The organism is Roseibaca calidilacus (assembly GCF_001517585.1).
Lineage (GTDB): Bacteria > Pseudomonadota > Alphaproteobacteria > Rhodobacterales > Rhodobacteraceae > Roseinatronobacter > Roseinatronobacter calidilacus.
Genome location: NZ_FBYC01000001.1, coordinates 81,757 through 106,257, shown reverse-complemented (window position 1 = coordinate 106,257; position 24,501 = coordinate 81,757). Strand labels below are relative to the sequence as shown.

The 24,501-nt window shown below is 62.1% G+C and carries 24 protein-coding genes, 1 pseudogene and 1 riboswitch; of the genes and pseudogenes, 11 read left to right on the top strand and 14 right to left on the bottom strand.

All coding sequences use genetic code 11. The features are described 5' to 3' along the window. The first annotated feature begins 18 nt into the window (after positions 1-18). From AWT76_RS00335 to AWT76_RS00315, 5 genes are read left to right on the top strand one after another with little or no spacing between them, the layout of a single operon-like run. Positions 19-1,365 carry an ABC transporter substrate-binding protein gene (locus AWT76_RS00335; protein WP_072244216.1) on the top strand — a complete coding sequence of 449 codons (1,347 nt, stop codon included), beginning with the start codon at positions 19-21 and terminating at the stop codon, positions 1,363-1,365. A 54-nt stretch (positions 1,366-1,419) separates the two neighbouring features. After that, positions 1,420-2,649, top strand: coding sequence for a carbohydrate ABC transporter permease (locus tag AWT76_RS00330; protein WP_072244215.1), 1,230 nt, complete (start codon positions 1,420-1,422; stop codon positions 2,647-2,649). Next, complete coding sequence (locus AWT76_RS00325) at positions 2,649-3,860, top strand: carbohydrate ABC transporter permease (protein WP_072244214.1); 1,212 nt, start codon at positions 2,649-2,651, stop codon at positions 3,858-3,860. Before AWT76_RS00330 ends, AWT76_RS00325 begins: the two co-directional genes overlap by 1 nt. A 5-nt stretch (positions 3,861-3,865) precedes the next feature. Next, on the top strand, positions 3,866-5,122 hold the full coding sequence (locus AWT76_RS00320) for an MGH1-like glycoside hydrolase domain-containing protein (RefSeq protein WP_141655837.1): 1,257 nt from the start codon (positions 3,866-3,868) through the stop codon (positions 5,120-5,122). After that, on the top strand, positions 5,122-6,168 hold the full coding sequence (locus AWT76_RS00315; RefSeq protein ID WP_072244212.1) for an ABC transporter ATP-binding protein: 1,047 nt from the start codon (positions 5,122-5,124) through the stop codon (positions 6,166-6,168). Before AWT76_RS00320 ends, AWT76_RS00315 begins: the two co-directional genes overlap by 1 nt. 21 nt (positions 6,169-6,189) lie before the next feature. Here AWT76_RS00315 and AWT76_RS00310 read toward each other — a convergent pair whose 3' ends face one another. From AWT76_RS00310 to AWT76_RS00250, 13 genes are all read right to left on the bottom strand, one after another. Further along, positions 6,190-6,915 (bottom strand): glycosyltransferase family 2 protein, encoded by a 726-nt coding sequence (locus AWT76_RS00310; protein ID WP_072244211.1) that lies wholly within the window; start codon positions 6,913-6,915, stop codon positions 6,190-6,192. Further along, a complete protein-coding gene (locus AWT76_RS00305; RefSeq protein WP_072244638.1) occupies positions 6,900-7,478 on the bottom strand; it encodes a DedA family protein in 579 nt (192 codons plus the stop codon). The genes AWT76_RS00310 and AWT76_RS00305 overlap by 16 nt, the downstream gene beginning before the upstream one ends. Then, positions 7,465-8,562 (bottom strand): ceramide glucosyltransferase, encoded by a 1,098-nt coding sequence (locus tag AWT76_RS00300; protein WP_072244210.1) that lies wholly within the window; start codon positions 8,560-8,562, stop codon positions 7,465-7,467. Before AWT76_RS00300 ends, AWT76_RS00305 begins: the two co-directional genes overlap by 14 nt. A gap of 231 nt (positions 8,563-8,793) precedes the next feature. Then, positions 8,794-9,477 (bottom strand): thiaminase II, encoded by a 684-nt coding sequence (tenA, locus tag AWT76_RS00295; protein WP_072244209.1) that lies wholly within the window; start codon positions 9,475-9,477, stop codon positions 8,794-8,796. Positions 9,478-9,481: 4 nt separating this feature from the next. Continuing rightward, positions 9,482-10,276 (bottom strand): bifunctional hydroxymethylpyrimidine kinase/phosphomethylpyrimidine kinase, encoded by a 795-nt coding sequence (gene thiD, locus AWT76_RS00290; protein ID WP_072244208.1) that lies wholly within the window; start codon positions 10,274-10,276, stop codon positions 9,482-9,484. Further along, entirely contained in the window at positions 10,273-10,884 is a 612-nt protein-coding gene (thiE, locus tag AWT76_RS00285) for a thiamine phosphate synthase (RefSeq protein ID WP_072244207.1), read from the bottom strand. Before thiE ends, thiD begins: the two co-directional genes overlap by 4 nt. Then, on the bottom strand, positions 10,881-11,669 hold the full coding sequence (thiM, locus tag AWT76_RS00280) for a hydroxyethylthiazole kinase (RefSeq protein WP_072244636.1): 789 nt from the start codon (positions 11,667-11,669) through the stop codon (positions 10,881-10,883). The genes thiE and thiM overlap by 4 nt, the downstream gene beginning before the upstream one ends. Positions 11,670-11,731: 62 nt before the next feature. Beyond that, positions 11,732-11,826: riboswitch (TPP riboswitch) on the bottom strand. A 47-nt stretch (positions 11,827-11,873) separates the two neighbouring features. Then, a complete protein-coding gene (locus AWT76_RS00275; protein WP_072244206.1) occupies positions 11,874-15,308 on the bottom strand; it encodes an ATP-binding protein in 3,435 nt (1,144 codons plus the stop codon). After that, positions 15,308-16,573, bottom strand: a complete 1,266-nt coding sequence (locus AWT76_RS00270) for a metallophosphoesterase family protein (protein WP_245638737.1) — start codon at positions 16,571-16,573, stop codon at positions 15,308-15,310. The genes AWT76_RS00275 and AWT76_RS00270 overlap by 1 nt, the downstream gene beginning before the upstream one ends. A 59-nt stretch (positions 16,574-16,632) precedes the next feature. Continuing rightward, positions 16,633-17,346, bottom strand: a complete 714-nt coding sequence (gene arsH, locus AWT76_RS00265; protein ID WP_072244205.1) for an arsenical resistance protein ArsH — start codon at positions 17,344-17,346, stop codon at positions 16,633-16,635. Then, on the bottom strand, positions 17,343-18,362 hold the full coding sequence (gene arsB, locus AWT76_RS00260; protein WP_072244204.1) for an ACR3 family arsenite efflux transporter: 1,020 nt from the start codon (positions 18,360-18,362) through the stop codon (positions 17,343-17,345). The genes arsH and arsB overlap by 4 nt, the downstream gene beginning before the upstream one ends. A 3-nt stretch (positions 18,363-18,365) precedes the next feature. Continuing rightward, entirely contained in the window at positions 18,366-18,704 is a 339-nt protein-coding gene (locus tag AWT76_RS00255; protein WP_245638736.1) for an ArsR/SmtB family transcription factor, read from the bottom strand. A gap of 72 nt (positions 18,705-18,776) precedes the next feature. Further along, the gene (locus tag AWT76_RS00250) at positions 18,777-19,727 is read right to left on the bottom strand and encodes a LysR family transcriptional regulator (RefSeq protein ID WP_072244202.1); all 951 of its coding nucleotides are present in this window, start codon (positions 19,725-19,727) and stop codon (positions 18,777-18,779) included. A gap of 107 nt (positions 19,728-19,834) precedes the next feature. Here AWT76_RS00250 and AWT76_RS16540 point away from each other — a divergent pair. Next, a pseudogene (locus tag AWT76_RS16540) lies at positions 19,835-19,963 on the top strand (D-cysteine desulfhydrase); the annotation flags it as partial. A gap of 210 nt (positions 19,964-20,173) precedes the next feature. Here AWT76_RS16540 and AWT76_RS00245 read toward each other — a convergent pair. Continuing rightward, positions 20,174-20,704, bottom strand: coding sequence for a helix-turn-helix domain-containing protein (locus tag AWT76_RS00245; RefSeq protein ID WP_072244201.1), 531 nt, complete (start codon positions 20,702-20,704; stop codon positions 20,174-20,176). A 63-nt stretch (positions 20,705-20,767) separates the two neighbouring features. On the opposite strand from AWT76_RS00245, the gene AWT76_RS16795 reads away from it, so the two are divergent. From AWT76_RS16795 to AWT76_RS00225, 5 genes are read left to right on the top strand one after another with little or no spacing between them, the layout of a single operon-like run. After that, entirely contained in the window at positions 20,768-20,986 is a 219-nt protein-coding gene (locus tag AWT76_RS16795; RefSeq protein ID WP_176699295.1) for a hypothetical protein, read from the top strand. After that, positions 20,983-22,920: a transposase domain-containing protein gene (locus AWT76_RS00240; protein WP_176699294.1), complete on the top strand. Its 1,938-nt coding sequence runs from the start codon at positions 20,983-20,985 to the stop codon at positions 22,918-22,920. Before AWT76_RS16795 ends, AWT76_RS00240 begins: the two co-directional genes overlap by 4 nt. After that, positions 22,917-23,735, top strand: coding sequence for an AAA family ATPase (locus AWT76_RS00235; protein ID WP_072244199.1), 819 nt, complete (start codon positions 22,917-22,919; stop codon positions 23,733-23,735). Before AWT76_RS00240 ends, AWT76_RS00235 begins: the two co-directional genes overlap by 4 nt. 12 nt (positions 23,736-23,747) lie before the next feature. Beyond that, a complete protein-coding gene (locus tag AWT76_RS00230; protein ID WP_072244198.1) occupies positions 23,748-24,062 on the top strand; it encodes a hypothetical protein in 315 nt (104 codons plus the stop codon). Further along, on the top strand, positions 24,049-24,462 hold the full coding sequence (locus tag AWT76_RS00225; RefSeq protein WP_072244197.1) for a regulatory protein GemA: 414 nt from the start codon (positions 24,049-24,051) through the stop codon (positions 24,460-24,462). Before AWT76_RS00230 ends, AWT76_RS00225 begins: the two co-directional genes overlap by 14 nt. Positions 24,463-24,501: the final 39 nt, after the last annotated feature.

The following is a 24,501-nucleotide window of genomic DNA, read 5'->3' as shown; positions in this document are numbered from 1 at the left end:
CACCAAGGGAGAGAGAGAATGACACGTATTTCCAAGCTGATGACAGGAACGGCGCTGGCGCTGAGCCTGTCTGCGCTGGCGGCATCGGCAGACACGATCCGCTTCTGGACAACCGAAGAACAGCCAGAGCGCCTAGCCAAGCAAGAAGAGATGGCCGCGCAATTCAAGGACATGACCGGCGTATCGGTAGAGGTGATCCCGGTTACCGAAAGCGACTTGGGCACACGCGCAACCGCCGCTTTCGCTGCCGGTGATCTGCCCGATGTGATCTATCACACCTTGCAATATGCGCTGCCATGGGCCGAAGCCGGTATTCTGGACACCGACGCCGCGACCGAAGTGGTCGAAGATCTGGGCGCCGACACTTTCGCGCCCGGTGCGATAGCCATGGCCGCCTATGAAGGCAACACTGCGTCTGTCCCGGTCGATGGCTGGACGCAGATGATCCTGTATCGCAAAGACCTGTTCGATGCCGCCGGGCTGGACGCGCCGACCAGCTATGCCAATGTGCTGGCCGCGATAGACGCGCTGCACAACCCGCCGGAAATGTATGGCTTCGTCGCCGCCACCAAGGTAGATGAAAACTTCATGAGCCAAGTTCTGGAACATGTATTCTTGGCCAATGGCGTTTCGCCCGTGGGGCCAGATGGGTTCCAGCCGCTGGACGAGGCCAAAACCATCGAAGTGCTGGACTTCTACAAGGCGATTGCCGAAGCCTCGCCCCCCGGCGATCTGTATTGGGACCAATCGCGCACGCTGTATTTTAGTGGCAATGCGGCGATGATTATCTGGTCGCCCTTTGTGTTGGACGAACTGGCTGGCCTGCGTGACAGCGCGCCGCCCACCATCAATGATGACCCGACATCGCCGGAACTGGCCAGCCTGACCGGTATCGTGACCAATTTCTCTGGCCCATCCAACCCCGATGGGGCCGCTTGGGGCGATGTGCGGTATTTCGGGATCACGACAGATGCCGACACCGATGCCGCGATGGATTTCATCAAGTTCTCTATGGATGAGGGCTATGGCCAGACGCTGTCCATTGCCCCCGAGGGCAAGTTCCCGGTGCGTGCGGGCACGGCGGAAGAACCCAGCAAGTTCAAGGATCTTTGGGCGACCCTGCCCGTCGGCGTTGACCGCAAAGCGCCCTTGGGCGAACTGTATGATCCGGCCATGATTGACGAGATTGTCGGCGGGCTGGAAGTTGCGCAGCGTTGGGGCGTAGCTGAAGGCCAGCTTGCGCTGGCGTCGAAGATGATCAACAGCCAAGCCATCAACCGCATTGTGCGCCAGTATATCGACGGGCGCATTGACGCGGCAGGCGCTGTCGCGGCGATGAACGCGGAACTCTCCGCGATCGAGTAACCTTGCCGGGGCCGCCATCCTAGCGGCGGCCCCATCCCTGACAGGAGTTGTCCGATGTCAGCCGTTCCCCCCAACGGTACTACGCCGCTTGCCCGGCGCGAGGCCCGGCTTGCCTGGGGCCTGCTTGCGCCGACGCTGATAAGTGTCGCGCTGGTCGTGCTGCTGCCCCTGCTTGCGATCTTTTGGATCAGTTTCAAGCCCATCGGGTTAGCCGATCTGCGCCCCCCTGCGCCCATCTTGCGCGAAAGCGTGCGCGGCGCGGGCGACGATCTGCGCGTTGAATACCGGTTGCGCAATTCCAGCCAAGAAACTCCGGTCACGGGCGTTACCCTGTCCGACACATTTCCCGAGGGCGTAACCCTGCGCGGTGATCTGCCCGCGCCCTGCGCACTGACCGGGCAGGAACTGACCTGCGATATCGGCACGATCGAAGGCGGGTATAACGAACGCATCATCATTCCGCTGGCCGCAGAGGATGCCGACCTGACCGAAGACCTAGCCGAGGCCAGCCTACCCCGTGTGACCGGTCAATCCGACAGCATCCTGACCAATACGACCTTCACGCTGGACAATTTCGCGCGCATCTTTGACGGCGAAGAATTCTGGGGCGTGTTCGGTGTAACCATGTTCTACACGGTCTTTGGCACCGTGGGGGCCTTGGGTGTGGGCCTGTTCGCGGCGCTATTGCTGAACAAGTCGTTTCGCGGGCAGGGCATATTGCGGGGGCTTTACCTGTTCCCCTATGTCGCCCCCATCATCGCGGTCGCGTTTTCGTGGCTTATCCTGTTCGACCCGTTTTCCGGTTCTGCCAATGCGCTGTTGGTGCAAATGGGCGTGACCGACCAAGCGATCAACTTTTTTGGCGAGCGCCCGCTGGCGCTTATCATGGTCACGGTGTTCGAAATCTGGCGTTACTTTCCGCTGTCCTTCCTGTTCATCCTTGCCCGGATGCAGGCCATCGACAGCGACATGTATGAAGCCGCCGATATGGACGGTGCATCGCCCTTCCAGAAATTCTGGTATCTGTCGATGCCGCAGCTTCTGGGCATTCTAAGCGTGTTGTTCCTGCTGCGCTTTATCTGGACCTTCAACAAGTTCGACGACATTTTCCTGTTGACGGGCGGCAATGCCGGCACGCGCACCCTGACGGTGAATGTGTATGAACAGGCTTTTGCCGTGTCGAATATCGGCGCGGGTGCGGCGGTGGCTGTGGTCATCTTCCTGTGCCTTTTGTCCTTCTCCGTGTTCTTCTTCAAATTCATGAGCCGGGAGGAAGGGTTATGATGGGCATGATCCGCCGGGGCTATGTGACGGGCCTGTTCCTTGGTGCGTTGTGGATGGTTGTTGTCGCTGTAACGGTATCGGTTGCCGTTGCCTTCGCCACCGGGGCTGCTGTTCGGCCGGGCATCCTTGCTGCGCTGTTTTTCGGGGCGCCTGCCGGGATTATCGCCGTGTCGGGCCTGCGGGGCTGGCTGTTGGCGGCGGCATCGGCTGGCGCGCTTCTGCTTCTGACCTATGCTGGCCCATCGCCGATCATGATGCCGGATGCCGGTTTTGGCCTGCGCTTGGTCACCGCGCTGATGGTTGGCGTGGGTTTTGGCCTTGGCCTGTCGAAGATGACCGCGCCCTTGCGCCCCGGCCCCCTGACGCGCCACGAATTCGAGGATGCGGTTATCCACTTCCTGACAGGGTTCGGCTATATCTTCTTCACGGCGATCGTGGCTATTCCGTTTTACGTCATGGTCATGACCAGCCTGAAGAACCAGCAACAACTGGTGGCCAATCCGCTCGATTTCTCGCTGGACCTGACGCAGGGCTGGGGCTTGTTCCGGTCGTATTACGAGCTGTTCACCAGCTACAATTTCGGCACCTACATGGTCAATTCGCTGTTCATCTCTGTGATGACGGTGGTCATCACGCTGCTGTTCAGCGTGCCGGGCGCCTATGCGGTGGCGCGGCTGCGCTTCAAGGGGCAGGCGGTGTTTTCACGGTCCATCCTGCTGATCTACATGGTGCCCGTCATCGTGCTGGCATTGCCCATCTATATCGGGTTTTCCATGACCGGGTTGCGCAACACCTTGTTCGGCATTTTGCTGATCTACCCGGTCACGACCATTCCGGTCGCGCTGTATATGCTGCAAGGCTATTTCCGGGGCCTTCCGGCAGAGGTGGAAGAAGCCGGGCTGATGGACGGGCTGAACCGCCTGCAAGTGATCTGGAAAATCACCTTGCCGCTGGCGCTGCCCGCGCTGGCCAGCGTGTCGCTTTACGTGTTCATGATCGCGTGGAACGAATTCCTGCTGGCCTTCATGCTGCTGGACGACCCGTCCAAGTTTACGCTGACACGGGGCATCGCCTCGCTCAACTCCTCCGAGATTCCGCGCCAACACCTGATGGCCGGGGCCGTTGTGGCCACGGTGCCCATCATGGCGCTGTTTCTGGGGCTGGAACGTTTCATGACCAAGGGCCTGACCGCAGGCTCTGTGAAAGGATGACGATAATGGACCACCTTGCCTTGGACCAGGCAGCCCGCGCGATCCTGCGCAAGAACGACCGTGGCGGCTACACTTTGCCGACCTCTGGCCTGTATCCCTACCAATGGAACTGGGACAGCGCCTTTGCCGCTTGGGGCTTTGCCCAATTCGACATTGAGCGCGCATGGCTGGAACTGACAACGCTGTTTTCCGGGCAATGGCCAAACGGGATGTTACCGCATATCCTGTTTCACAAGCCCGATCCGGGTTATTTTCCGGGGCCTGACGTCTGGGGCACCGAAGGCAAGGGGCCGATCCCGTCCTCTGGCATTTCGCAGCCGCCCGTTGCCGCCACATTCGCGCGCATGATCTACGACAAAAACCCGGATGCGGGGCGCAACCCCATGGCCGCGCTGTTCCCCAAGCTGGTGGCGTGGCATCGCTGGTTCATGCGCTGGCGCAACGCAGATGGCATGATCTTCATCACGCACCCGTGGGAAGGTGGCCGCGACAATGCGCCCGATTGGGACAGCGCCATGCAAGCCATTGACCCGGTCGGCGTGGGCGACTACACCCGCCGCGACACCGCCCATGTTGACGCGTCCATGCGGCCCACAAAGGACGATTACGACCGCTACATCTGGCTGGTGCAGCGTGCACGCGGCTTGGGGTGGGATGATGCGGCGGTGGCGCAAGACCAGCCTTTCAAGGTGGCCGACCCGCTGATGACCTTTGTGCTGCTGCGCGCCAATCGTGATCTGGCCGCACTGGCCGATGCCTTGGGCGAGGACCGCGCCGAGTTGGACCAATGGACCGCCGAGCTAACGGCCGGTGCCGAAAAACTGCGCAACACCGCGGGTGTGTTTGACGGGTTCAACCTGAATGCGGGGCATCATACCGGGTCGGTGTCGAACGCATCTTTCCTGTGTTGGTATGGGCATCTGGACAGCGCGCAAATGCTGGACGAATTGCATCAGGCCTTTGACCAATGCCGCTACCCGGTGCCCAGCCAAAAGGTGGGCAGCGACTGGTTCAACGCCAAACGCTACTGGCGCGGTCCGACATGGGGGATTGTCAATATGCTGATCGGGCTGGGACTGGCCGATATGGGCCACAAGGCAGAGGCAGAGGAACTGCGCGCCCGCACCGCGGCGCTGATGGCCGAACACGGCTTTGCCGAATATTACGACCCGCTGACGGGCGACCCGGCGGGCGGCGGCAGTTTTACTTGGACGGCGGCGGTCTGGCTGGCATGGGCCTCGCCCTCGAACGGGGGTGCGTGATGGGTAGGATACGGTTGAACACAGTCGAAAAATGGTTCGGCGAGGTGCAGGTCATCAAAGGCATAGACCTTGACATACACGACGGCGAATTCGTGGTGTTCGTTGGCCCTTCGGGATGCGGCAAATCCACGCTGCTGCGCATGATCGGCGGGTTGGAAGACATCAGCCGCGGCACGCTGGAGATTGACAGCCGCGATGTCACGGCAGAGCCACCCTCGAAACGTGGGCTTGCGATGGTGTTCCAAAGCTATGCGCTATATCCGCATATGTCGGTGCGCGACAATATGGGGTTTTCGCTGAAAACCGCTGGCGCATCCAAGGCCGAAATCGCCGCCAAGGTCGACAAGGCCGCAGAGGTGCTGAAGCTGGAACCCTATCTGGACCGCCGCCCCAAAGACCTGTCAGGCGGGCAGCGGCAGCGCGTGGCGATCGGGCGCTGTATCGTGCGCGACCCGACGGCCTTCTTGTTCGACGAACCGCTGTCGAACCTAGATGCCGCCTTGCGGGTCGAGATGCGTCTGGAAATCGCCAAGCTGCATCACCGGCTGCAAGCCACGATGATTTACGTCACCCATGATCAGGTCGAGGCGATGACGCTGGCGGACCGTATCGTGGTGCTGGAATTTGGCAAGATTGCGCAGGTCGGCACCCCGAAAGAGCTGTATGAGCGCCCCGCCAACCTGTTCGTGGCCCAGTTCATCGGCAGCCCCAAGATGAACATCTTGCCTTGCCGGACCGATGCGGGCGCGTATCATCTGGACGGTGGCGGAACCGGGCCCTTCGCGGGCACCGGCCCAGCAGTTCATCTAGGGGTGCGGCCTGAACATATCCGTATGGTCGAACCGGGCGCGGGCCAGTGTTCCGGCAGTGTCGAAGTGGTCGAATATCTTGGCGCCGACAGCTTTGTCGTGACCGATTGCGGCGCGCTTGGACAGGTCATGTCGCGCATTCAAGGCGATAGCCCCGTCAGGCCGGGCGACCGCATCGGGCTGGCGTTCGAACCCGAGCGGCTTAGCTTCTTTGGCACAGACGGGCTGCGCGTCTGACTAAATGCGCAGACTCTTCGTTCAGCCTTGGTGCTGCACAGCATCTGGCCGCGCTCTGCCGGTCACGGTCTGGATACGATTGCGCCGCAGGCCGCGTATCTGCGCCAGAATCTCGCGGGCACCGACGGTGGCGACGATATCGCGCAGCATGGCAATATCCGCAACAAGCCCGGCCACAAAGCCGCGCTTCGCGCCCTTCAAGGGGCTGGCGACCTTGGGCCAAGCGACCACTTGCAACCGGGCGGTGCGGTCCAGCCAGAGGCGGTTCATCGCCACCTCCATCCCGAACCGCGGCAGGGTTTGCAACAGATCGGGACACGGGGCGAATGCGCGCGTCATGGCCCGCTCGCCAGAGATGTAATCAAGGCCAATTAGCCGCCACGGCCAAGGCGCATTGCCACGCAGGCTGATCGTGGTATCGGCGCGGCCTGTCACAACCGGCAGGATCAAGGCCCGCAGGGCCTGTGCATCCAGCCCGGTCAGATCTGCATCCAAGAACAGAATGATCCGCCCCTTCGCCGCGCGCAACCCGGCGGCGACGGCGCGCGATTTCCCGCCATTGCGGGGCTGCCGGATCAAGGTAACATCCGCCATAGCCAGAACCTGCGCAGCCGTGTCATCGTCAGAGGCATCGTCCACCACGATCACCTCGTCAATCAGTGGCTGCGCGCGGACCACCGCCAGAACCTGCGCAATGCGCGGGCCTTCATTATAGGCGGGAATGATGCAGCTTACGTTTGCGGCCATCGTTTCCTCCAAAGCCACCAAAGCGCCAGCGAGGCAACCAGCAAGATCAGGACAACCCATGTCCAGCGCCCCAGCCATGTTTCGATCTGCCGCCACGCATCGCCCGCATACCAGCCCAGCGCCATAAGCGCGGCGGTTTTGGGAACCGATGCCAGCGCGTTCCACCCCAAGAACTGCCCAACCGGCATCCGGGCCATCCCGGCAGCCACAAGAACAGGCGCACCGACCGAATGGGTCAGCTTGGCCAGCATCAACGTCTTGCCGCCATGCTGCCCGAAATGCCGGGTCAGTTGGAGCGCGCGCGCCGGGCCAAGCCCCAGCCACCGCCGCCATGCACGCGGCATCTGGGCCAGCCCACGTCGGCCAAGGGCATAGTGCAGCAAATCCCCCACCAGATCGCCCAACAGCAGGATGGCCGCCAAGGGCACCAAAGGCAGCAAGCCTTGCCGCGCCAGTGCCGTGGACAAGACAGTAACGATCGGCCCTTCTATGATCGCCGCCGCCGCCACGATCCACAAGCCGAACTCCGCGACCAGAGGGGCGAGCGTTTCAAGCTGGATCATGCTGCGCGGCATCCAGCCGCGTGCCGCGCCATTCGAAGCCACGCCGCGCATAGGCGGCGACCCAGAGCGCGGGCAGCATAAGGTCACGCAGCACCATGGCGGCCACGTCGCGCGGGCCATGCGGCCAACCCGCCGCACGCGACAAGGCCCATTCCGTGCCATACCACAAGGCAAGGAAAGGCAGAATCCAGCCAGGCCCGGCAAAGCTGGCCAACATCAGCGCGGGCGGCAAGCCGCCCAGCAAGATCTCGAAGGCGAACAGCCCCGCGAACCCATCGCGCCGCACCCGTGACCAGCGCAACTGCCGGTCCCAAACGGCACGCGCGCGACGCTCGCCCACAGGCTGCGCGAACATTTGCCGTGTCAGCCGCACCTTGCCGCCACGTTCGCGCACCAGTTTGGTGAAGGCCACGTCTTCGGCAAGGTTGCGGCCCAACGCCTGCAACCCGCCGGCCTGTTCCAGCCAATCCTTGCGCACCATCAAGGTCTTGCCTTGGGCATAGCCCAAACCGACACTGTCCGCCGCCAGTTGCCAGCGGCCCTGAAACCCGTTCAGAAAGGCGCATTCAACCGCGCCCCAAAGGTTGCCGGGGCGAATGCCTGCGGGCGGGCTGCTGACCAGTGCGCAGTCCTCGTCCCAGACGGCGAACAGGCGTTGCAGGTAATCGGGCGGCAAAAGCAGGTTGGCATCCGCCATGACGATCACTTCGCCACTTGCCGCGCGCCAACCTTTTTCAAGATTGTTCAGCTTTGGGTTCGCGGTGGTCCTGTGCTCTCCGATCATCAACCGGGCGCGGCGGTTGGGGTGCCGCGCGATCATCTGGCGCAGGGCTTCGCAGACCGGGTCATCGGCATGGGCAGCGCAAAAGATGATCTCATAGTCCGGCCAAGCCAGATAAAAGCTGCTTTCCAGCGTTTCCAGATCGAACGCATCCAGCCCATGCACGGGGCGCAGAAGCGTTATGGAAACCGGGCGGTGAACACGGGTCACGGTGGCAGGCCTCAGACGCGCAGCCACAAGCGCTGCCGAGAGCAGATGCACCCCGGTCAAACCCGCAACACCAAGGGCAGCCATCAGGCTCATTTCCGCCTCCACAAAGCGGCGCGAGCTTGGCACATACGATCCTGCATCCGAGATTCGGCAAAAGCACTGAATATGGTCTGCATCGCGCCTGTCCACAGCTTGGTGACATTGGGGGATTACCCCGCTTAACCAGTTCGTAACAGCCTTCCATGACAAAACGATTGCACTGCGCCGGGTTTCCCGCCCGGCTTGGAACAATTGTCGCAATCGGGGTCCATGCCTTGGCTGCGTTCACCCCTGCCCCACTGCCACCGGATCAGGCCAAGCATGGCCATGCCAAGCGCTGTCCCAGAAGCTCCATTCAAGCAAGGTGCTGCGCGCGAATATGGTGCACATGCTGTCGCGGGTGGTGCCCTGCGCGGATTCGTATAGGCGTTCGGCAACGGCGCAGCACGCCTCTACCGCGGCATCGAAGCGGTCGCTGACATAGGTGTCAATCCAAGCGCGATAGGGGGTATCCGGCGCGGCGCACGCATGGATCGCGCGCCCGACATCGCGATACACCCAGAAACAGGGCAGCACGGCAGCCACGCTTTCAGCCGTGCTGCGCGTGGCAGAAGTGGCAATCAGGAAATTGGTGTAATGGTCACAAGCCGGGCTGGGCGGGGTGGCGGCAAAGTCGTCTTTGGTCACCCCGAACAGACCCATGTAATGGGCGTGCAATTCGTGCTCTGCCTGCAAGGTGCCCGCGGCAAAACCCGCAAGCTGGCTGACGGCCTGCGCATCTGGCGCGCGCCCGGCGGCAAGCGCCAAGGCCCGGGCAAACCCATTTAGGTAATGCGCATCCTGAATGATGTAGCGTTGAAACGCTGCACGCGGCAACGACCCATCGGCCAGACCACGGTTGAAGGGCATATCGCGCATCGCGGCGCAGAGCGGCGCAGTTTCGGCCAGCGCGCGTGTCATAAAACTCATGGAACTAGCCTTTCACTGCGTGAAAATGATGTGTCGGGCCGTGCCCCTGCCCGACCGACAAGGCATCGGCATGGCGAATAGCGCCTGCGACATAGGCCTTGGCCCCGGCACACGCCTGCGGCAGCGCCTGACCATGCCCCAATAGCGTGGCCAGCGCCGCAGACAGCGTGCAGCCCGTGCCATGCGTGCGCCGGGTGTCATGGCGCGGACCGGGCAGCCATGTCAGCCCATCGGCCGTGGCCAGCAGGTCAGGGCAGTCTGCGCCCGGCAGATGCCCCCCCTTCAGCAGCACTGCGCCCGGCCCAAGCGCCAGAAGCGCCTTGGCCTGATCTTCGATCTGGTCGCGGTCCGTGGCTTCGGGCCGGTCCAGCAGATCGGCGGCCTCTGGCAGGTTCGGGGTCAGGACGCTGGCCATGGGCAGCGCCGCACGCAAGGCGGCCACGGCCTCTGTCTGCAACAGCCGATCACCGCCTTTGGCCACCATGACAGGGTCCAACACCACCGGCACGCCAAGCCCCGCCACGGCATCGCGCACCGCCGCGATCATCTGAGCGCTGCCCAGCATCCCAATCTTGACGGCATCTATGCGGATATCCGCGCGCAAGGCGGCAATCTGCGCGGCAACAAATTCGGGCGGAACCATGTGCACGCCCTGCACGCCTTGGGTGTTTTGCGCCGTCAGGGCCGTGATTGCGGCCATGGCATAGCCACCATTGGCCGAAATCGCCTTTATGTCGGCTTGGATACCAGCACCGCCGGACGGGTCCGACCCGGCAATCGACAGGATATTCGGGATCATGCATCGCTCCATTCGGTCAGCAGGGTGCGGGTGGCAAGGGCCGGGTCTGGCGCGCGGGTCACGGCAGAGACGACCGCCATACCCACACACCCGGCATGCTTGACCGCCCCCGCATCGCCCGGCTTGATCCCGCCTATCGCGTAGCAGGGCAGGCGTGCCGCAGCGGCAATCTGCGCCAACCCGTCAAAGCCAATGGGCGCGGCATGATCAGGCTTGGTCGCGGTCGCCCGCACCGGCCCTGCACCGATATAATCCACGCCCGCCGGCACTTGTTTGGCCTGCGCCAGTGTCTCGACCGACAGGCCAAGGATCATGCCCTGTGGCAGACGCGCGCGGATCTGCGCCGGATCGCCGTCGCCCTGCCCGATATGCAGCCCATGGGCACCACTGCGCAGCGCCACATCAACGCGGTCATTCACGATCAGCATGACACCGCGCGCGGTCATTTCTGGAAGCAGGCTGGCGACAAGGGCAGTGAACTCGTCATCGGGCAAGGTTTTGTCGCGGATTTGCACCGCACCCGCACCCCCTTGCGCCGCAAGCCGGGCTTGCATGGCCACCGGGCAGGGCGCGTCGGGGTCGGTGATGACATAGACCGGCCCCATCATGCGGCGCGCACCTTTGCGCCAGCATCAAGCGCGCTGGCTGTCATGCCGTAAAGCGCATCCAGAAACGCGGGTTGAAACCCACCCGGCCCCTCGCTGCGCGCGCCTGCCTGCTCGCCCGCCAGCCCGTAATAGGCCAGCGCCGAAGCAGTTGCGGGCAGCGCTGGGGCTGCTACCGCGAAAGCCGCGATCACCCCATTGAGCGAACAGCCCAGCGCCGTGATCCGCGGCATCATCGGGTGTCCGTTGGCGACATGGAAGCTTTGCTGTCCATCGGTCACGAAATCCTCGGGGCCAGAGACGGCAACCACCGCCCCGCTGCGCCGTGCCAGCGCCAGCGCGGCCTCTTGTGCGGCGGCGACACTGTCGGCGGCATCTGCCCCGCGTCCGGCGGCGGCGGTCCCGGCCAGCGCCAGTATTTCAGATGCGTTGCCGCGAATGATGCTTGGCCCCAGATCGACCAGCCGCGCGCAGGCGTCTTGCCGGAACCGGGTTGCACCCACGCCGACCGGGTCCAGCACCCAAGGACGGCCAGCCTGCGTCATGACCTGCGCGGCAAGTGCCATTGCCTCTACCCAATCGGGGTCTGCGGTGCCGATATTGACAGTCAGCGCCTGCGCCAGCCCGGCAAATTCGGCCACTTCCTGTCGGGCATGGACCATCGCGGGCGACGCGCCCACCGCCAGAAGGACATTGGCCATAATATTCATGGCGACGTAATTGGTAATGTTATGAACCAAGGGCGCTTGTGCGCGCATCTGGTCCAAATGGGTTCCGTGGTCTGTCATCATATCCTCCCGCCAAACGCCTGCGGGAGCAACGCAAAACCGCCATAGCCCCATTCTGGCGCTGGACGGTTTCCGCGACTCCCTACGCCAGCATGATCTGGTTCAGGTTCGAAGGGTGCTTCTCAGCCCGCCTGCGCGGACGCCCCTGTCACATATTGCACCATCGTCTTGCAGCGCCTGCCTGTCAAGGGGGGCAAGCCAGACCTAAATCTCGTGCAAAATTGGCGGCGTGTCACAGACCTGTTGCGCGATCTCGACCACATGGCGATGATGCGTCAGGTAGATTGCTTGCCCGCGCGTGCCGATTTGCTCCATCACGCGGCAGGCGGCGCTGGTGCGCGCCTCGTCGAAAGTTTCGAAAATATCGTCGCAGAAAAAGGGCAAACAGGTGCCTTGCGCGATCAATTGCTCATGCGCGGCGGCCCGCAAGGCAAGGTAAAGCTGGAACCGGGTGCCTTTCGACATCTCTGCCACGCGCTTGGCCGTGCCCGATGCATCAACCGCCAGCAGCGTTTCCCCTGCCCCGTCGGGCTGGCTGGTCAGCCGGGTATATGCACCTTGCGTCAGGGCCGCAAAACACCGTTCGGTCGCGGCCATCATGCCGCTGCGATGCGTGTCGCGATACCGCCGAATGGCCGCATCTGCCAGCCTGTGGCCGAAAGACAATTCCAGATACTCTTGCACCGCGTCCTGAAGCTGCAATTCCAATGTGCTGCGCTGCTCGGTCAGGCTGGCAATACCGGCATCGCCCGTGATCTGCGCCAGCGCCTGTTGCGCGGTCACACGCGCTTCTGTCGCCGCGGTCCAGGCCTGCTCGGCGCGCTCTAGCTCGGCGCGGGCGCGGTCCAGCTTGGTGCCAAGGGTGACAAGGGTTTCCCCCTCTAGCGCTGTGCGGGCAGACGCAAGCGTCGCTGCGCCAAGTTCTGACAGGATATCGCGTTCCAGCTTCACCAGTTGCACACGCTTCTCGATCACCTGCATGGCCTGATTTGCGGTCACGCGCAGCGCATCAAGCGTGCTGGTCTCTGCACTTGTCGGGAATTCGGCAGCATAGGTTTCGACCCTGCGCGCGATTTCGGCCAAAGCTGCGCGCGCTTCGTCCAGCGCAGCGCGCGTCTTGGCACATTGCCCATCCAAGTCTTGCGCGCGGGTCTGGGCGCGGCGGGCGGTATCCGATGCCGCGCGCAGCTTGGCAAAGCTGTCAGCGGGTGTCGCGCCCAAACTCATGCCTTGTGTCTGGGCCAAGGCCGCCACCTTCTCTGCGAACAGGGCCTGATCGCGCTCCATGGTGCCGACGCGCTGCGCGGCATCCTTGCGCGCGGCGTTCTGGGCGACAAGGTTGCGCACAGGCTCCAGCGAGGCCAGCAAGCCCTCGGGCGCGACCGACCCGCGCAAAGCGTCTTCAACCGCGGCTTGCCACGCCGTCTCGGCCTTTGCCGCGATATGCTGGCAATTTGCAAAGCGCTCAGCCCGTTTTGCAAGCGCGTCTTCGGCGCGGCGCAAAGCCTCTTGCGCGGCGGCGCGGGTTTCGCGGGCGCTGCGGTCCGCCTCGGCAAAGCGGCGCGCGGCGGCAACGGCGCCAGCCACATCCGGCGCAACCATATCCAGATGCGGTGCCAACGCATCGCGCAGCGCCTGCGCGCGGGCCAGCGTGTCTGCATATGCGTCGCGCGTGGCGGCAGCAGCCAACTGTGCCTCTTGCGCGGCACCATGGCGCACAACCCAATCCAGCCATTCATCGGGCTGGATCGGGGTCCGCAGCCCCGACAGCGCCGCTGCTTCGTCAATCTCTGCCAGCAGGGCGTCGCGCTCGCTGTGCAAAGCGGCCAGCCTTGCATCGGCCTGATCGGCGCGGGCCTTTGCCTCTGCGCTGGCCTGCGCGATCTGGCGTAGCTGCCCAAGCTCTGCGGCATGGGCGATGCGGGTTTCCTGCGCGCCATCCAGCGCCTGCATAGCGGTTTCGAACGCTTGCGCCGTGCGCGCGGACAACGCCAGCTTGTGGTCGGCCCAAAGCCTGTCGCGCTCGGCCCGCATTTGCGCAATCCGGTCGTCGGTGCAAAGATCGCTGTCGCGCAACAGCGCCTCGGCCTGCGCTTGTCGCGCGGCAGCATCGGCGCGGTGGGTGTCGCGCAGCGCTTGCTCTTGTGCAATCTTGCCTGCGATTTCACTATGCAACTCGACCAGTTGGCGCGCGCGCAGCGGGGTCATCGGGCAGTCCGGGATCGTCGTGAAACGCGCGCCGGGGTGGCCAAGCCGGTCCAAAGCCTGCCGCGCGGCCTGTTCCGCAGTTGCAATGGCCTGCACCGCAGAGGCATGTTCCGGCATCAGCCTGTCCGCGTCATGCCGGGCCAAGATCGCGCCCAGATCCGCCGGTTGCGCCCCTTGCACCGCCAGCCGATCAAGCGCCGCTTTGGCGCGGTCGCGGGTTTCGGTCAGCTCGGCCAATTCCTGTGCTTCGGCTTGCAGCGTGGCGCGCGCTTGGCGCAGCCGGTCGCGCGCATCCTCCAGCCCGGCCAGTTGCGCTTGTGTTGGCACCAGCAAAGCCGGGTCGCAGCCTGTCGGCGCGCCAAGATCGCGGGCGGCTTGCGCCATGGCCGCTTCGGTCTGGGCCAGTTGGTCGCGACGGCGCGGCAGGTCCAACCCGGCGGACACATCGCGCGCGCGCAACGGGTCGAGCAGGTCCAGTTCCTGCGACAAGGCCACCAGCGCGGGCGATAGAACCAGCGCCGCGCGTTGCGCGCCAAGGTCGGTCAGTTCCTGTTCAAGCCGCACGATATCACCCTCGGCACGGCTTTGGTCAGTCTTGAGCGTGACCAGCGCTTCCAGATCAAAGCCCAGATGATCGGGATAATCGGCAAACGGGGCAAGATCGTCGCGCAGCGCATCCAGTTCGACCAAAAGCGGCAAGGCGCGGCGCTTGCCCTCCAATGCGGCGGCATCGGCCTGCACGGCGTGACGCGCCTCGCGGGCCACCGCTTCAGAGCGGACCGCTTCCGCCGCTGTCTTTTTCAAAGCCTGCCATGCGCTGGCGGTCACGTCCTGCGCGCGAATGGCTTTTTCAACATCGGCCAAGTCACGCTTCAGCACGGCGATGCGGGTCTTGCTGGCGCGCTTGCGCCAAATCTCATCGGCCTCGGTGCGCACGGCATCCAGAACGCTGCTTAAATGCGCAAGCCCGGCGGCTGCGGAAAACAGCAGTCGCCCCGTATCGCCGCGGGCCTGCACGATTTCCTCGCCGCCGCGTTCGATGGTGGCATCATCCAGACACAGCAGGTTGCGATAATCCTCTTCGGCCATACCGCCCAGATGCGCGGCCAGCGCGGCCTCTGGCAGCGCATTGCCATGCCCATTGACCAAGTTGCCGCTGCGCTTTGGCAAGCGGGTAAAGCTGCGGGGCGTGCCGTCAATCTCTATCTCGGCGCTGACCTGCAAATTGGCGCGCTGGTGTTTGAACGCATAGGGTTCGACATGCTGAAACCCGTAGAACAGCCGCAAGGCCGCTTCCATCGTGGTGGTTTTCCCGGCTTCGTTCGGGCCATAGACAATATGGAAATCGGGGCGCGCGCTTGCAGGGCCGAAATCCAGCGCATGGCCGGTGAAATGGCCGAAGCGATCCAGCGAGAGGCGTCGCAACCGCATCAGCCCTCGGCCCCTTTCAAGCGCGCCAGAACCCGGCGCGCTCCGCTTTGCGACAGGGTTTCGGCCAGCCTGTCGGGTGCATCGGGACCGTCCAGCAACGCCGCCCGCACAGAGGCGGGCAGATCCCCGGTCAACTCTTCAATCTCGGCGCGGGCGGCGGCGGCGAAGGCGGGTTCTGTGCCGATCCCCTGCATCAGCCGGCCCAATTCCGCCGTTGCGCTGCCGCTTGGCGTAGCGTTGCCCGGGGCGTCAAGCTCTAGCAGCAGTTTGTCCAGCCACAGCTTGCCGCTATCCTGTAGCAAGGCGGCGACGGTTTCGACCCAATAGTCCCGGTCGCGCAGGATATGCCAATGACGCGGCGGTGTGCCGCTCAATGTCAGGCGCAGCACGCCGGACCCCGCGGTCAACCCCTCTGCCAGCGCGTGAATATGGCGGCGCAGCGCCGTGCGCAGGGCGTCATCACTATCCACATTCGAAATGTCGAGCGAAGACAGCGTGAATTCGACAACCGAACTCGGCACCTCGGACAGCGCGATTCCATCATCCGAAATGCGCAGCAGGGTTGCAGATTTCGGCCCGGCTTCGCCAATGTCGCGGCCCTGCGGGATGCCGGGCATCACCACCCACGGGTCGCTTGCATGAACCTGTCGTTTGTGGATGTGGCCCAAGGCCCAGTAATCGAACCCCATGCCGGTCAGATCGGACAGGCGGCACGGGGCGTAGGTGTCGTGGCCCGCCGCCCCCGCCAGAGAGGTATGCAGCATCGCGATATTGACCGCCCCCGGCACCGGCGCGGGAAAGCGTGGCAACAGGCTGTCGGGTGCTTCGGCCTTTGCAAAGCTGACACCGTGTATCCAGATGGTGTCTGTCAGTTGCACGCAGCCGCCGCGCGCATCGAACACATGCACATTTTCCGGCAGGTCCAGCGCACCGCTCAGCGGGTTTTCCGCGTCGTGATTGCCCTTGATGTAAAACACCCGGATACCCGCGCCGCGCAGGCGCTCAAGCTGCGCGGTCAGGAACGCGGCGGTGCGCGCGCTCCGGGCGCGCCCGTCAAACAGATCGCCCGCAATCAGCAGCGCCAAGACCTGTTCGGCCAGCGCGGTATCGACCAGCCGGGTAAATGCCATCCGCGTGGCCGCCTGCACCCTGTCGTGCAGGGCCTCATCGCGCAGGGCAAGCGACCGCAACGGGGAATCAAGATGAATATCAGCGGTGTGCAGAATTTTTGGCACGGAAACCACGGAATACTGGGGCTTGGTCAAGCATGCCCATGCACCGCGCCCGGAACAACCCTAAAATGCAGGAATGCCACGGCCTGCGCCTAGAGCGTGGATTGGTTGACCCGCGCCGACAGCTCTACCGCGCTTTCGCGGCGTTCGGAATAACGATCTACCAAATACTCGGCCCGATCACGCGTCAGAAGCGTGAATTTCACCAGCTCTTCCATGACATCGACGATGCGATCGTAATAGGCTGATGGTTTCATCCGCCCCTCTTCGTCGAATTCAAGAAAGGCCTTGGCGACAGAGGATTGGTTGGGAATGGTCAAAAGCCGCATCCAACGCCCCAAGAGCCGCATCTGGTTCACCGCGTTGAAGCTTTGCGACCCGCCAGAGACCTGCATAACCGCCAGCGTCTTGCCTTGTGTCGGGCGCACGGCCCCCTCTGACAAGGGTATCCAGTCAATTTGCGTTTTCATCAGGCCCGTCATCGCGCCGTGGCGTTCGGGGCTGGACCACACCATGCCTTCGGACCAAGCCACAAGATCGCGCAATTCGCGCACCTTGGGATGGCGGGCATCGACACCGTCATCCACCAAGGGCAGACCGGACGGGTGAAAGAACCGCACCTCTGCGCCCAGCCGCATCAGAATGCGCGCGCCTTCTTCGGCGGTCAGGCGGCTGAACGACCGCGCGCGCAGCGATCCATACAGGATCAGGATACGCGGCGCATGGGTTGCAAGGGCTGGGGTCAACAAGCGATCACGGTCGATTGCGGCAAAAGCGGCGGCGTTTAGCTGGGGTGTGTCACTCATGCGGGAAAGCGCTCGCGGGTGCGGTTGGCGAACCAGACGAGCGACAGCATCACCGGCACTTCGACCAGCACGCCGACAACCGTGACCAGTGCCGCGCCGGAATTCAGGCCGAACAGCCCGATGGCGACAGCCACCGCCAGTTCAAAGAAATTCGATGTTCCGATCAGCGCGCAGGGTGCGGCAACCTTATGCGGCACGCGCCAAACCCAAGCCCAGCCATAGGCCAACGCGAACATCGCATAAGACTGGATCAGGATGGGCGTGGCCAACACCAAGATCAGCACCGGATTATCCAGAATGACATTGCCCTGAAACCCGAACAGCAGCACCACCGTCAGCAGCAGCCCAACAATAGAGGCTGGCTTGATCTGCGCGGTAAAGCGGGCGACGGCGCTTTCCCCTTCGCGGCGCATCAGCCACGACCGGGTGGCAACACCGGCCACAAGCGGCAAAACGACGTAAAGGACCACGGACAAAACCAGCGTTTCCCATGGCACGGCAATATCGGTCACACCCAACAACACCGCTACGATGGGCGCGAAGGCGAACACCATGATGACATCGTTCAACGACACCTGAACCAGCGTATAGTTCGGGTCGCCCTTGGTCAGTTGCGACCAGACGAATACCATCGCCGTGCAAGGGGCCGCGCCCAGCAAGATAAGCCCGGCAATATACTCGCCCGCATCGGCAGGGTCGATCATACCCGCGAAGACATGCTCAAAAAACAGCACACCAAGGGCCGCCATGGTGAAGGGCTTTATCAGCCAATTCACCACCACGGTAATGATCAGGCCCCTTGGCCGCTGACCTACGCCCTTCAGCGCGCCAAGGTCGACCGCGACCATCATCGGGTAGACCATCGCCCAGATCAGCACCGCCACGACCAGGTTGACCGACGCGTATTCCAGCGCGGCGAGTGTCGCGAACAGACCCGGCAGGAGCATTGCCAGAACGATGCCGGTGATGATGCACAGCGCAACCCAGACGGACAGGTAACGGTCGAACAGGGACATGGCTTATCCTTCGGTGGCGGTGGGTGGGGTGCAGCACGCATCGCCCGTCGGCGCGGCCTCGAGCACGCCGATCAGGGCGGCAAGCGGCACAAGCGCACCGGGGCTAAGCGAATAGCACACGCGCGGCGGGTCGATCTGGCCTGCGATCACGCCGGCGTCTTTCAGAATGCGCAGATGTTCCGACACTGTGGATTGCGCAAGCCCAACCGCGCCCACGATATCGCCCCCAATGCAGCCCGGCGTTTGCGCCAGCAGCCGCAAGATGCGCAGCCGGGCCGGATGCCCCAGGGCTTTCGCCAGCGCCGCAAGTTGCGCATCTTCAGGGTTTTCGAGCTGTTGCACCATGTTGACCGGAAGCAGTATCGTATATCGTCGTTTTACGATATATTATTGATGCCCATGTTGCAAGCCGTATCACGAGTCCGGATTGCGACCCCCGTTCTTGTGCCGCACAGCGCCTTGGCCATGCGGCGCCGGCGGATGCTGGACAATCCGTTGCCAGACATCGCGGACAATCGGCGTTACCGTATCGCTTAACCGGGCGGCGATCAGCGTCATCGGGACAGAAGGCAACGTCGCGCTTAGGTCAACCAGCCGCCCATCCCGGATTTCGTCTCGCGCAAGCGGCTCTGGTATCCACGCGATCGCAAAGCCCGTGCGCGCAAATTCCAGCGCGGCAAGTGTAAGCGCGGTTTCCAGCCGGGGGCGCACCCGACCAACACGGATCAATCGTGGAAAGATGACCCGTCTTTGCACCTGCCCCAGGAACACATCCGACGGGTAGGCGATCACCGGCAATTCGCCATGGCTGTAGGCATCGTTCAAAAGCGCCAACTTGTCACCCGCGAAAACCGGGATCAGGGTTTCGCGCCCCATGGTCGCAATGTCCAGAAAATCCGAACCGGGGATTTCTTCGGCTCCCATCACATCATGGATAAAGGCTATATCGGCGCGGCGCGTCATCACCTGCGCCAGACAATCGTCGCGGTTTGCTGAACGCAAACGTGTGTCGATATCCAGATCGGCAAAGCGGCCCATGATTTCGGGGGTTGATGTGGCCGCAATCGCATGTTGCGAGGCGATGACGATGCGCCGCCGCCGCGTGCCGTCCTTGTCTTGCATGGCCGCCGCCAGATCGCGCAGCCCGGCGGACAGGTCGCGCATCCGGTCAAGCTGGTCCTGAATATGCGGGGCCAGCCGCGCGGGCCGGGTGCTGCGGTCAAACAGCGTAACACCCAAGGCCTGTTCAATCTGCCGTATCCGGCGCGAAAAAGCAGGCTGCGAGACATTGCGCTTTTCACAAGCCATCTGGAACGACCCATTCTCGGCCACAGCCAGAATATCTTCTATCCACTCCAACCGCATTTGCACTCCTATATGCAATTTGTGCATGTTTATGTCGCATATTGGCATTTGAACAAGGGTAAATTCCGTGTTTCACATATTGATATGAACAGGACAGGATAAACACAATGCATCTTGCACGCTTTCCGCGGTATCGGCTTGGTCATTTTCCAACCCCTCTGGAACGTCTGGACCGGTTGAGCGCCGAACTGGGTGGCCCGGAAATCTGGATCAAGCGCGATGATTGCACCGGGCTGGTGTGGGCGGTCACTTGATTTGATCCAGCCGCGAATTTTCGACCGTTACAAATCAATGACTTAGCGGGAACGCTGTCACTTGATTTGATACGGGAGCATGCTGGCGCGCGATTTGGGGGGGTATGGGCCTTCGAAGCTGGCGCGAAAAACGCTTAAAAATCAATGATGGCCAACTGAGGGGGTGTGGGCAAGTTGCCCACACCCCACACCTCATTTTTTGTCTGACGGGCGGTCATCGGCGGCCTGAGCCGGTCTCATATGGCTGGGCACAAGAGACAGATCTCTCTCGATTGCGCCAGAGCCGTATTCGAGGTCATCGTAGATGCACAAGCTCAGGGCCGTATCGAGGCTGTGCTGGCCTGAGCCTTGCCGACTGATCAGGTCTCTGTGTGCCTGAGACATCAACACCCAGAAAGCCCCCATACCACCGGGGAACAAGTTGGCAAGGTCTCGGAACTCGCCACGCTTCACGATGTCTGCGTATAGGCGGCAATAACGAAATAGGGCGAGCGAGAATGCCTTTTTCTCTTCTTCGCCCCATTCAAGCGGCGGTGCCTGCACCGATTGCGCCGAAAGGCCAACCTCTAGGATTTTTTGGAACCGGGCGGGCAGTCCATCCCTGCGCCGCCAAGATGAGACAGTGCTCTTATCCACCCGGAGCTTCCGCGCGAGGTCCGCATCGGTTTCGACCGCGAACTTTTCCTTCAACTGGTCGATTAAATCGTCGGTGGTAGTCCCCATGAAGCCCCCTTGACTTGAATATGTCGATGACATAGTTTACATGCAAACCCACGAGGTCGATGCATGATTGCCTATCAACACCCTACACCATCTCCAGAACTCTTGAAAGAGGTCATGGGCTTGCTGGTTATGCAGGGTCAAACCCTATCGGGCTGGGCACGAAAAAACGGCTTTGCAAAGCAGAATGTGAGAAAAGCTCTGATCGGCGACTGGGCAGGACCGAAAGCAGCGGCGTTGGTGGAGCGTGTATACTGCGAAGCCAAAAGGCGAGACGCGCCATGACACCAGTAAAAGAACTCCTTGGTGTTGGGGCGATACCGCGCGACAAAACATCTGCCCGAAAGTGGCTTGAGCGTAATGGGATCACCGTTCACCGCCAACCATGTCCAGGCGGCGAAAGGCTGGTGATCGACCCCGCAGAGCTGCCGCAACCGGAGCTTCAGGCATTTGCGGCGGCGCTTGGCCCAAAGGATGGTCGGGCGCAAGGTGAGTGGGACGGCGATGCTTGGGAAGCCTTCCTGGCGGCCGCACCGACACGCCGCGCCGATGCTGAGCGCAAGGCAAAGATTGCATGCGCGCTCCAACAGCTACGCGACAGCGGGGTTAAGTGGGCCGACTGCCATGGGCGCCTGAGCGCGCAGTTCAATGGTGATATGCTCTCAGTTGCGTCGCTGAAACGCCTTCTCGCCGCGCTGAAAGGTGTTGACCAAATCAACTACGCCCCCGCACTCCTCACCGCACATACCGGAAGGACGGTGGAGGCGGAGATGAGCGAAGCCGCTTGGAAATTCTTCTTGAAGACGATCCATCTCGCCCATCAGGATTTCCCGATCATTCAAGCGTGGCGTGATACGCGCGATGTGGCGCAGAAGCAGGGCTGGCGCTGGCCTGCATATGAAACAGTCAATCGCCGCTGGAAGGCGCTGCCATACACCGAAAGGCTGACTGCACGGGTGGGCCAGAAGGAGGCGCAGAAGCGGCTTTCGCAGCCTGTGTTGCGCGACAAGACAAGCATTCACGCTCTGGAATGGGTTTCGCTGGATGGCCGGACGCTTGATTTCTTCATCGAGGGGACGAATGGCAGCCCGCTTCGGCCTACCTTCTTGGCTCTGGTTGATGTGGCATCCACCAAGATTCTTGGCTGGAAGCTGGCCTCAGCCGAAGATGCCGCTACAACCAAGGCGCTTATCGTCGAGACCGTGCGTAAATATGGCCTGTTTGACAAGCTGTACACTGACAATGGCCGCGCCTTCGCCGGGAACCTCATTGCTGGCGGCAACCCAACCCATTTCAGAAAGAAGCGCAAGCTGGAGGTCGGCACAACGCCGCCCGGTGTTTGTGCTCTATTGGGCATCAAGATGCACTTCGCACTTCCAAGGAATGGTCGCGCCAAGGAGGCGGAGCGAACCTTTCGAACCCTATCACGCAGCATAGATGATCGACCTGAGTTCAAAGGCGCGCATGCTGGCCACAGCGTTGGCGAAAAGCCTGATAGCAGCATCACTCCCGTGACTTTTGAGTTCGCGCGTTCTGTGATCACGCGCGAGGTCGAACGGCACAATACAGAGACAGGACGGCGCAACCAAGGCGCGAATGGGCGTTCTTACGATCAGCAATTCAATGATCTTATGGCGGGTCGAGTATTGCGCAAAGCGACGGAGCAACAGCTCTATCATGCCAGCCTGACTTACGAATGGCGGGCCGTTGACCTCAATGGCCGCATCAAGATCAACAACTGGGTTTACGGTGATCATACATCGGTGAACGCACTGATGCCGCACCACGAAAAGAAAAAGAAGGTTCTGTTCGGATATGATCCGACCAACTTCAGCGCTCCAGGCGTAGCTTATGACGAGAGTATGCGGCTTATCTGTGCTGACATCGCGCACGTAAAGCGCGGAGATTATGACAGCTCCGAAGGCGTCCAACAGGCGAGCAAGAACAAGAAGGCTGCCCGAAAAGCGGCCCAGGAAGCAGACGCCGCGACCAATCTATTGGCTGTTAATGAATATCAGCAACTTCTTGCAGAACTGGACGAAGGCGGATGCGACACCGCTTCGACAGAAGTCGAAAACAGCAAAGTTGTCGCCGGGCACTTTGCGTCACCGCTGCGCGGATCGAAAAAACCGACTTCAGAACACTCTTCTGACCCAAAAATCTTGGCTGTGCTGCAACAATTCAAGACCGAAGGTTTGAAGAAAAGGAATGAGGCATGAGAAGCGCTGAACCCGCCTCTCATGCCATTAATGCGGGCGAGCCCGCGTACTCAGAGGAGGCAAACATGCCAGAACCTATCCCTCTTGCCAAGACCGATCCGCCACCTGAGCCTGGAGGTTTTGTAACCACGCCGACAGCTCAGAAAATTGTTGACGCCCTAGAGTTGATCACGGTGCTGCCCGGTCCGCAGATGGCGATGATCGCTGGTGTCCCAGGCATCGGCAAAACCGAGGCTGCCAAGCACTTCAAGATGATGAACAGCAATGTTCTGATCTTCACCGCGGCAGGGAGTGGCAATCGAAAAACCCGAGATCGTGAGCCCGCAGAGCTCCTCGCCTCACACTGCCATGTTGCATACGAATACCAAAACGAAACCTCGATCCGTCGATCGCTTCGGGAAGGGCGGCAGCTTTCGGGCGCAACCATTATCTTCGACGAGGCCAACAATCTCAGCGAAACCGGTCTTGAATGGCTGCGCATCACTTGTGAAGAGGCTGGCGCAAACCTTGCGCTGATCGGCGACATGAGCCTTGCGCAAAAACTCAAGCGACTGTCAAAGCTATGGACCAGAGCGGATCCAAAGCTGATCCTCGGTGCCGCAACAGCGCAAGACCTTCAACAGATCGCCGCTTCCTACGGGGTCAGGTGTGCATCCGCGCTCGCCGCCCTCTCTGGTGAAAATCCGGAGGGAACGGCAACGCGTCAAATCCGAAGCGTCGTGAAGGTTCTTCAGCTTGCAGCGATCCTTGCGCGGCAAGGAGACATTACCCAAGCCCACATCAACACCGCCCTCGCTCAACTGCGCGTAAAATAAAGGAATTGTCCAATGATCACTTCTTCTGAAAACCCCAAGGCAACGCTGACCCTGTGCCGCGACGGCCTTTACATGGCATCCAATGACGCAATCGCGGACGTGGGGTCTCTGGCGGCGCTCCTGAAGCTGGTGGATGACCTGGTGACCGAACTCGAGGTTTCCTCGCGCCACTCGCACAAGATCGACATGATCAGCGCCGCCGCGAAGGCGGGCGCGGAGATGGGCGTGCGCGTCCAGGCCGATCTTGAAGGCATGCACACGCAGATCGTGGATCTGATCAACGCCACCACGCGCAACGGAAAGGAGGCGGGCAATGTCGATCAGTAACAAACAGATCGCCCTTATCCATGTGGCCAAGAGCAAGCTGGGGCTGACCGAAGCAGAGTTCCGGTCTGGCCTGGTCGATCTTTGCGGGGTCACCTCCGTGACGGAGCTCGACCAGGACGGGTTCACGGCGCTCATGGGCTTGTTCGAATATCTGGGCTTCAAGCCGTTGACCGCCAAGGGGCCGGACTATGGCGCGCGGGAGGGCATGGCCAGCTTCGCCCAGCTCGAACTGATCAGGACGATCTGGAAGGAGTGGTCAGGTGCCGATGTTGAAGACGGTCTGGCGGTCTGGCTGGAACGGTACTTCGGCATGTCCAGCCTGCGCTTCGTGACGGCCCACGACGCGCGCAAGGTGATCACCGCCCTGAAGAAGATGAAGGCCCGCGACAAGGCCGCATGACCTGCGCGGCGCGACAAACGTTGAAGGGGGCGGTGCGCG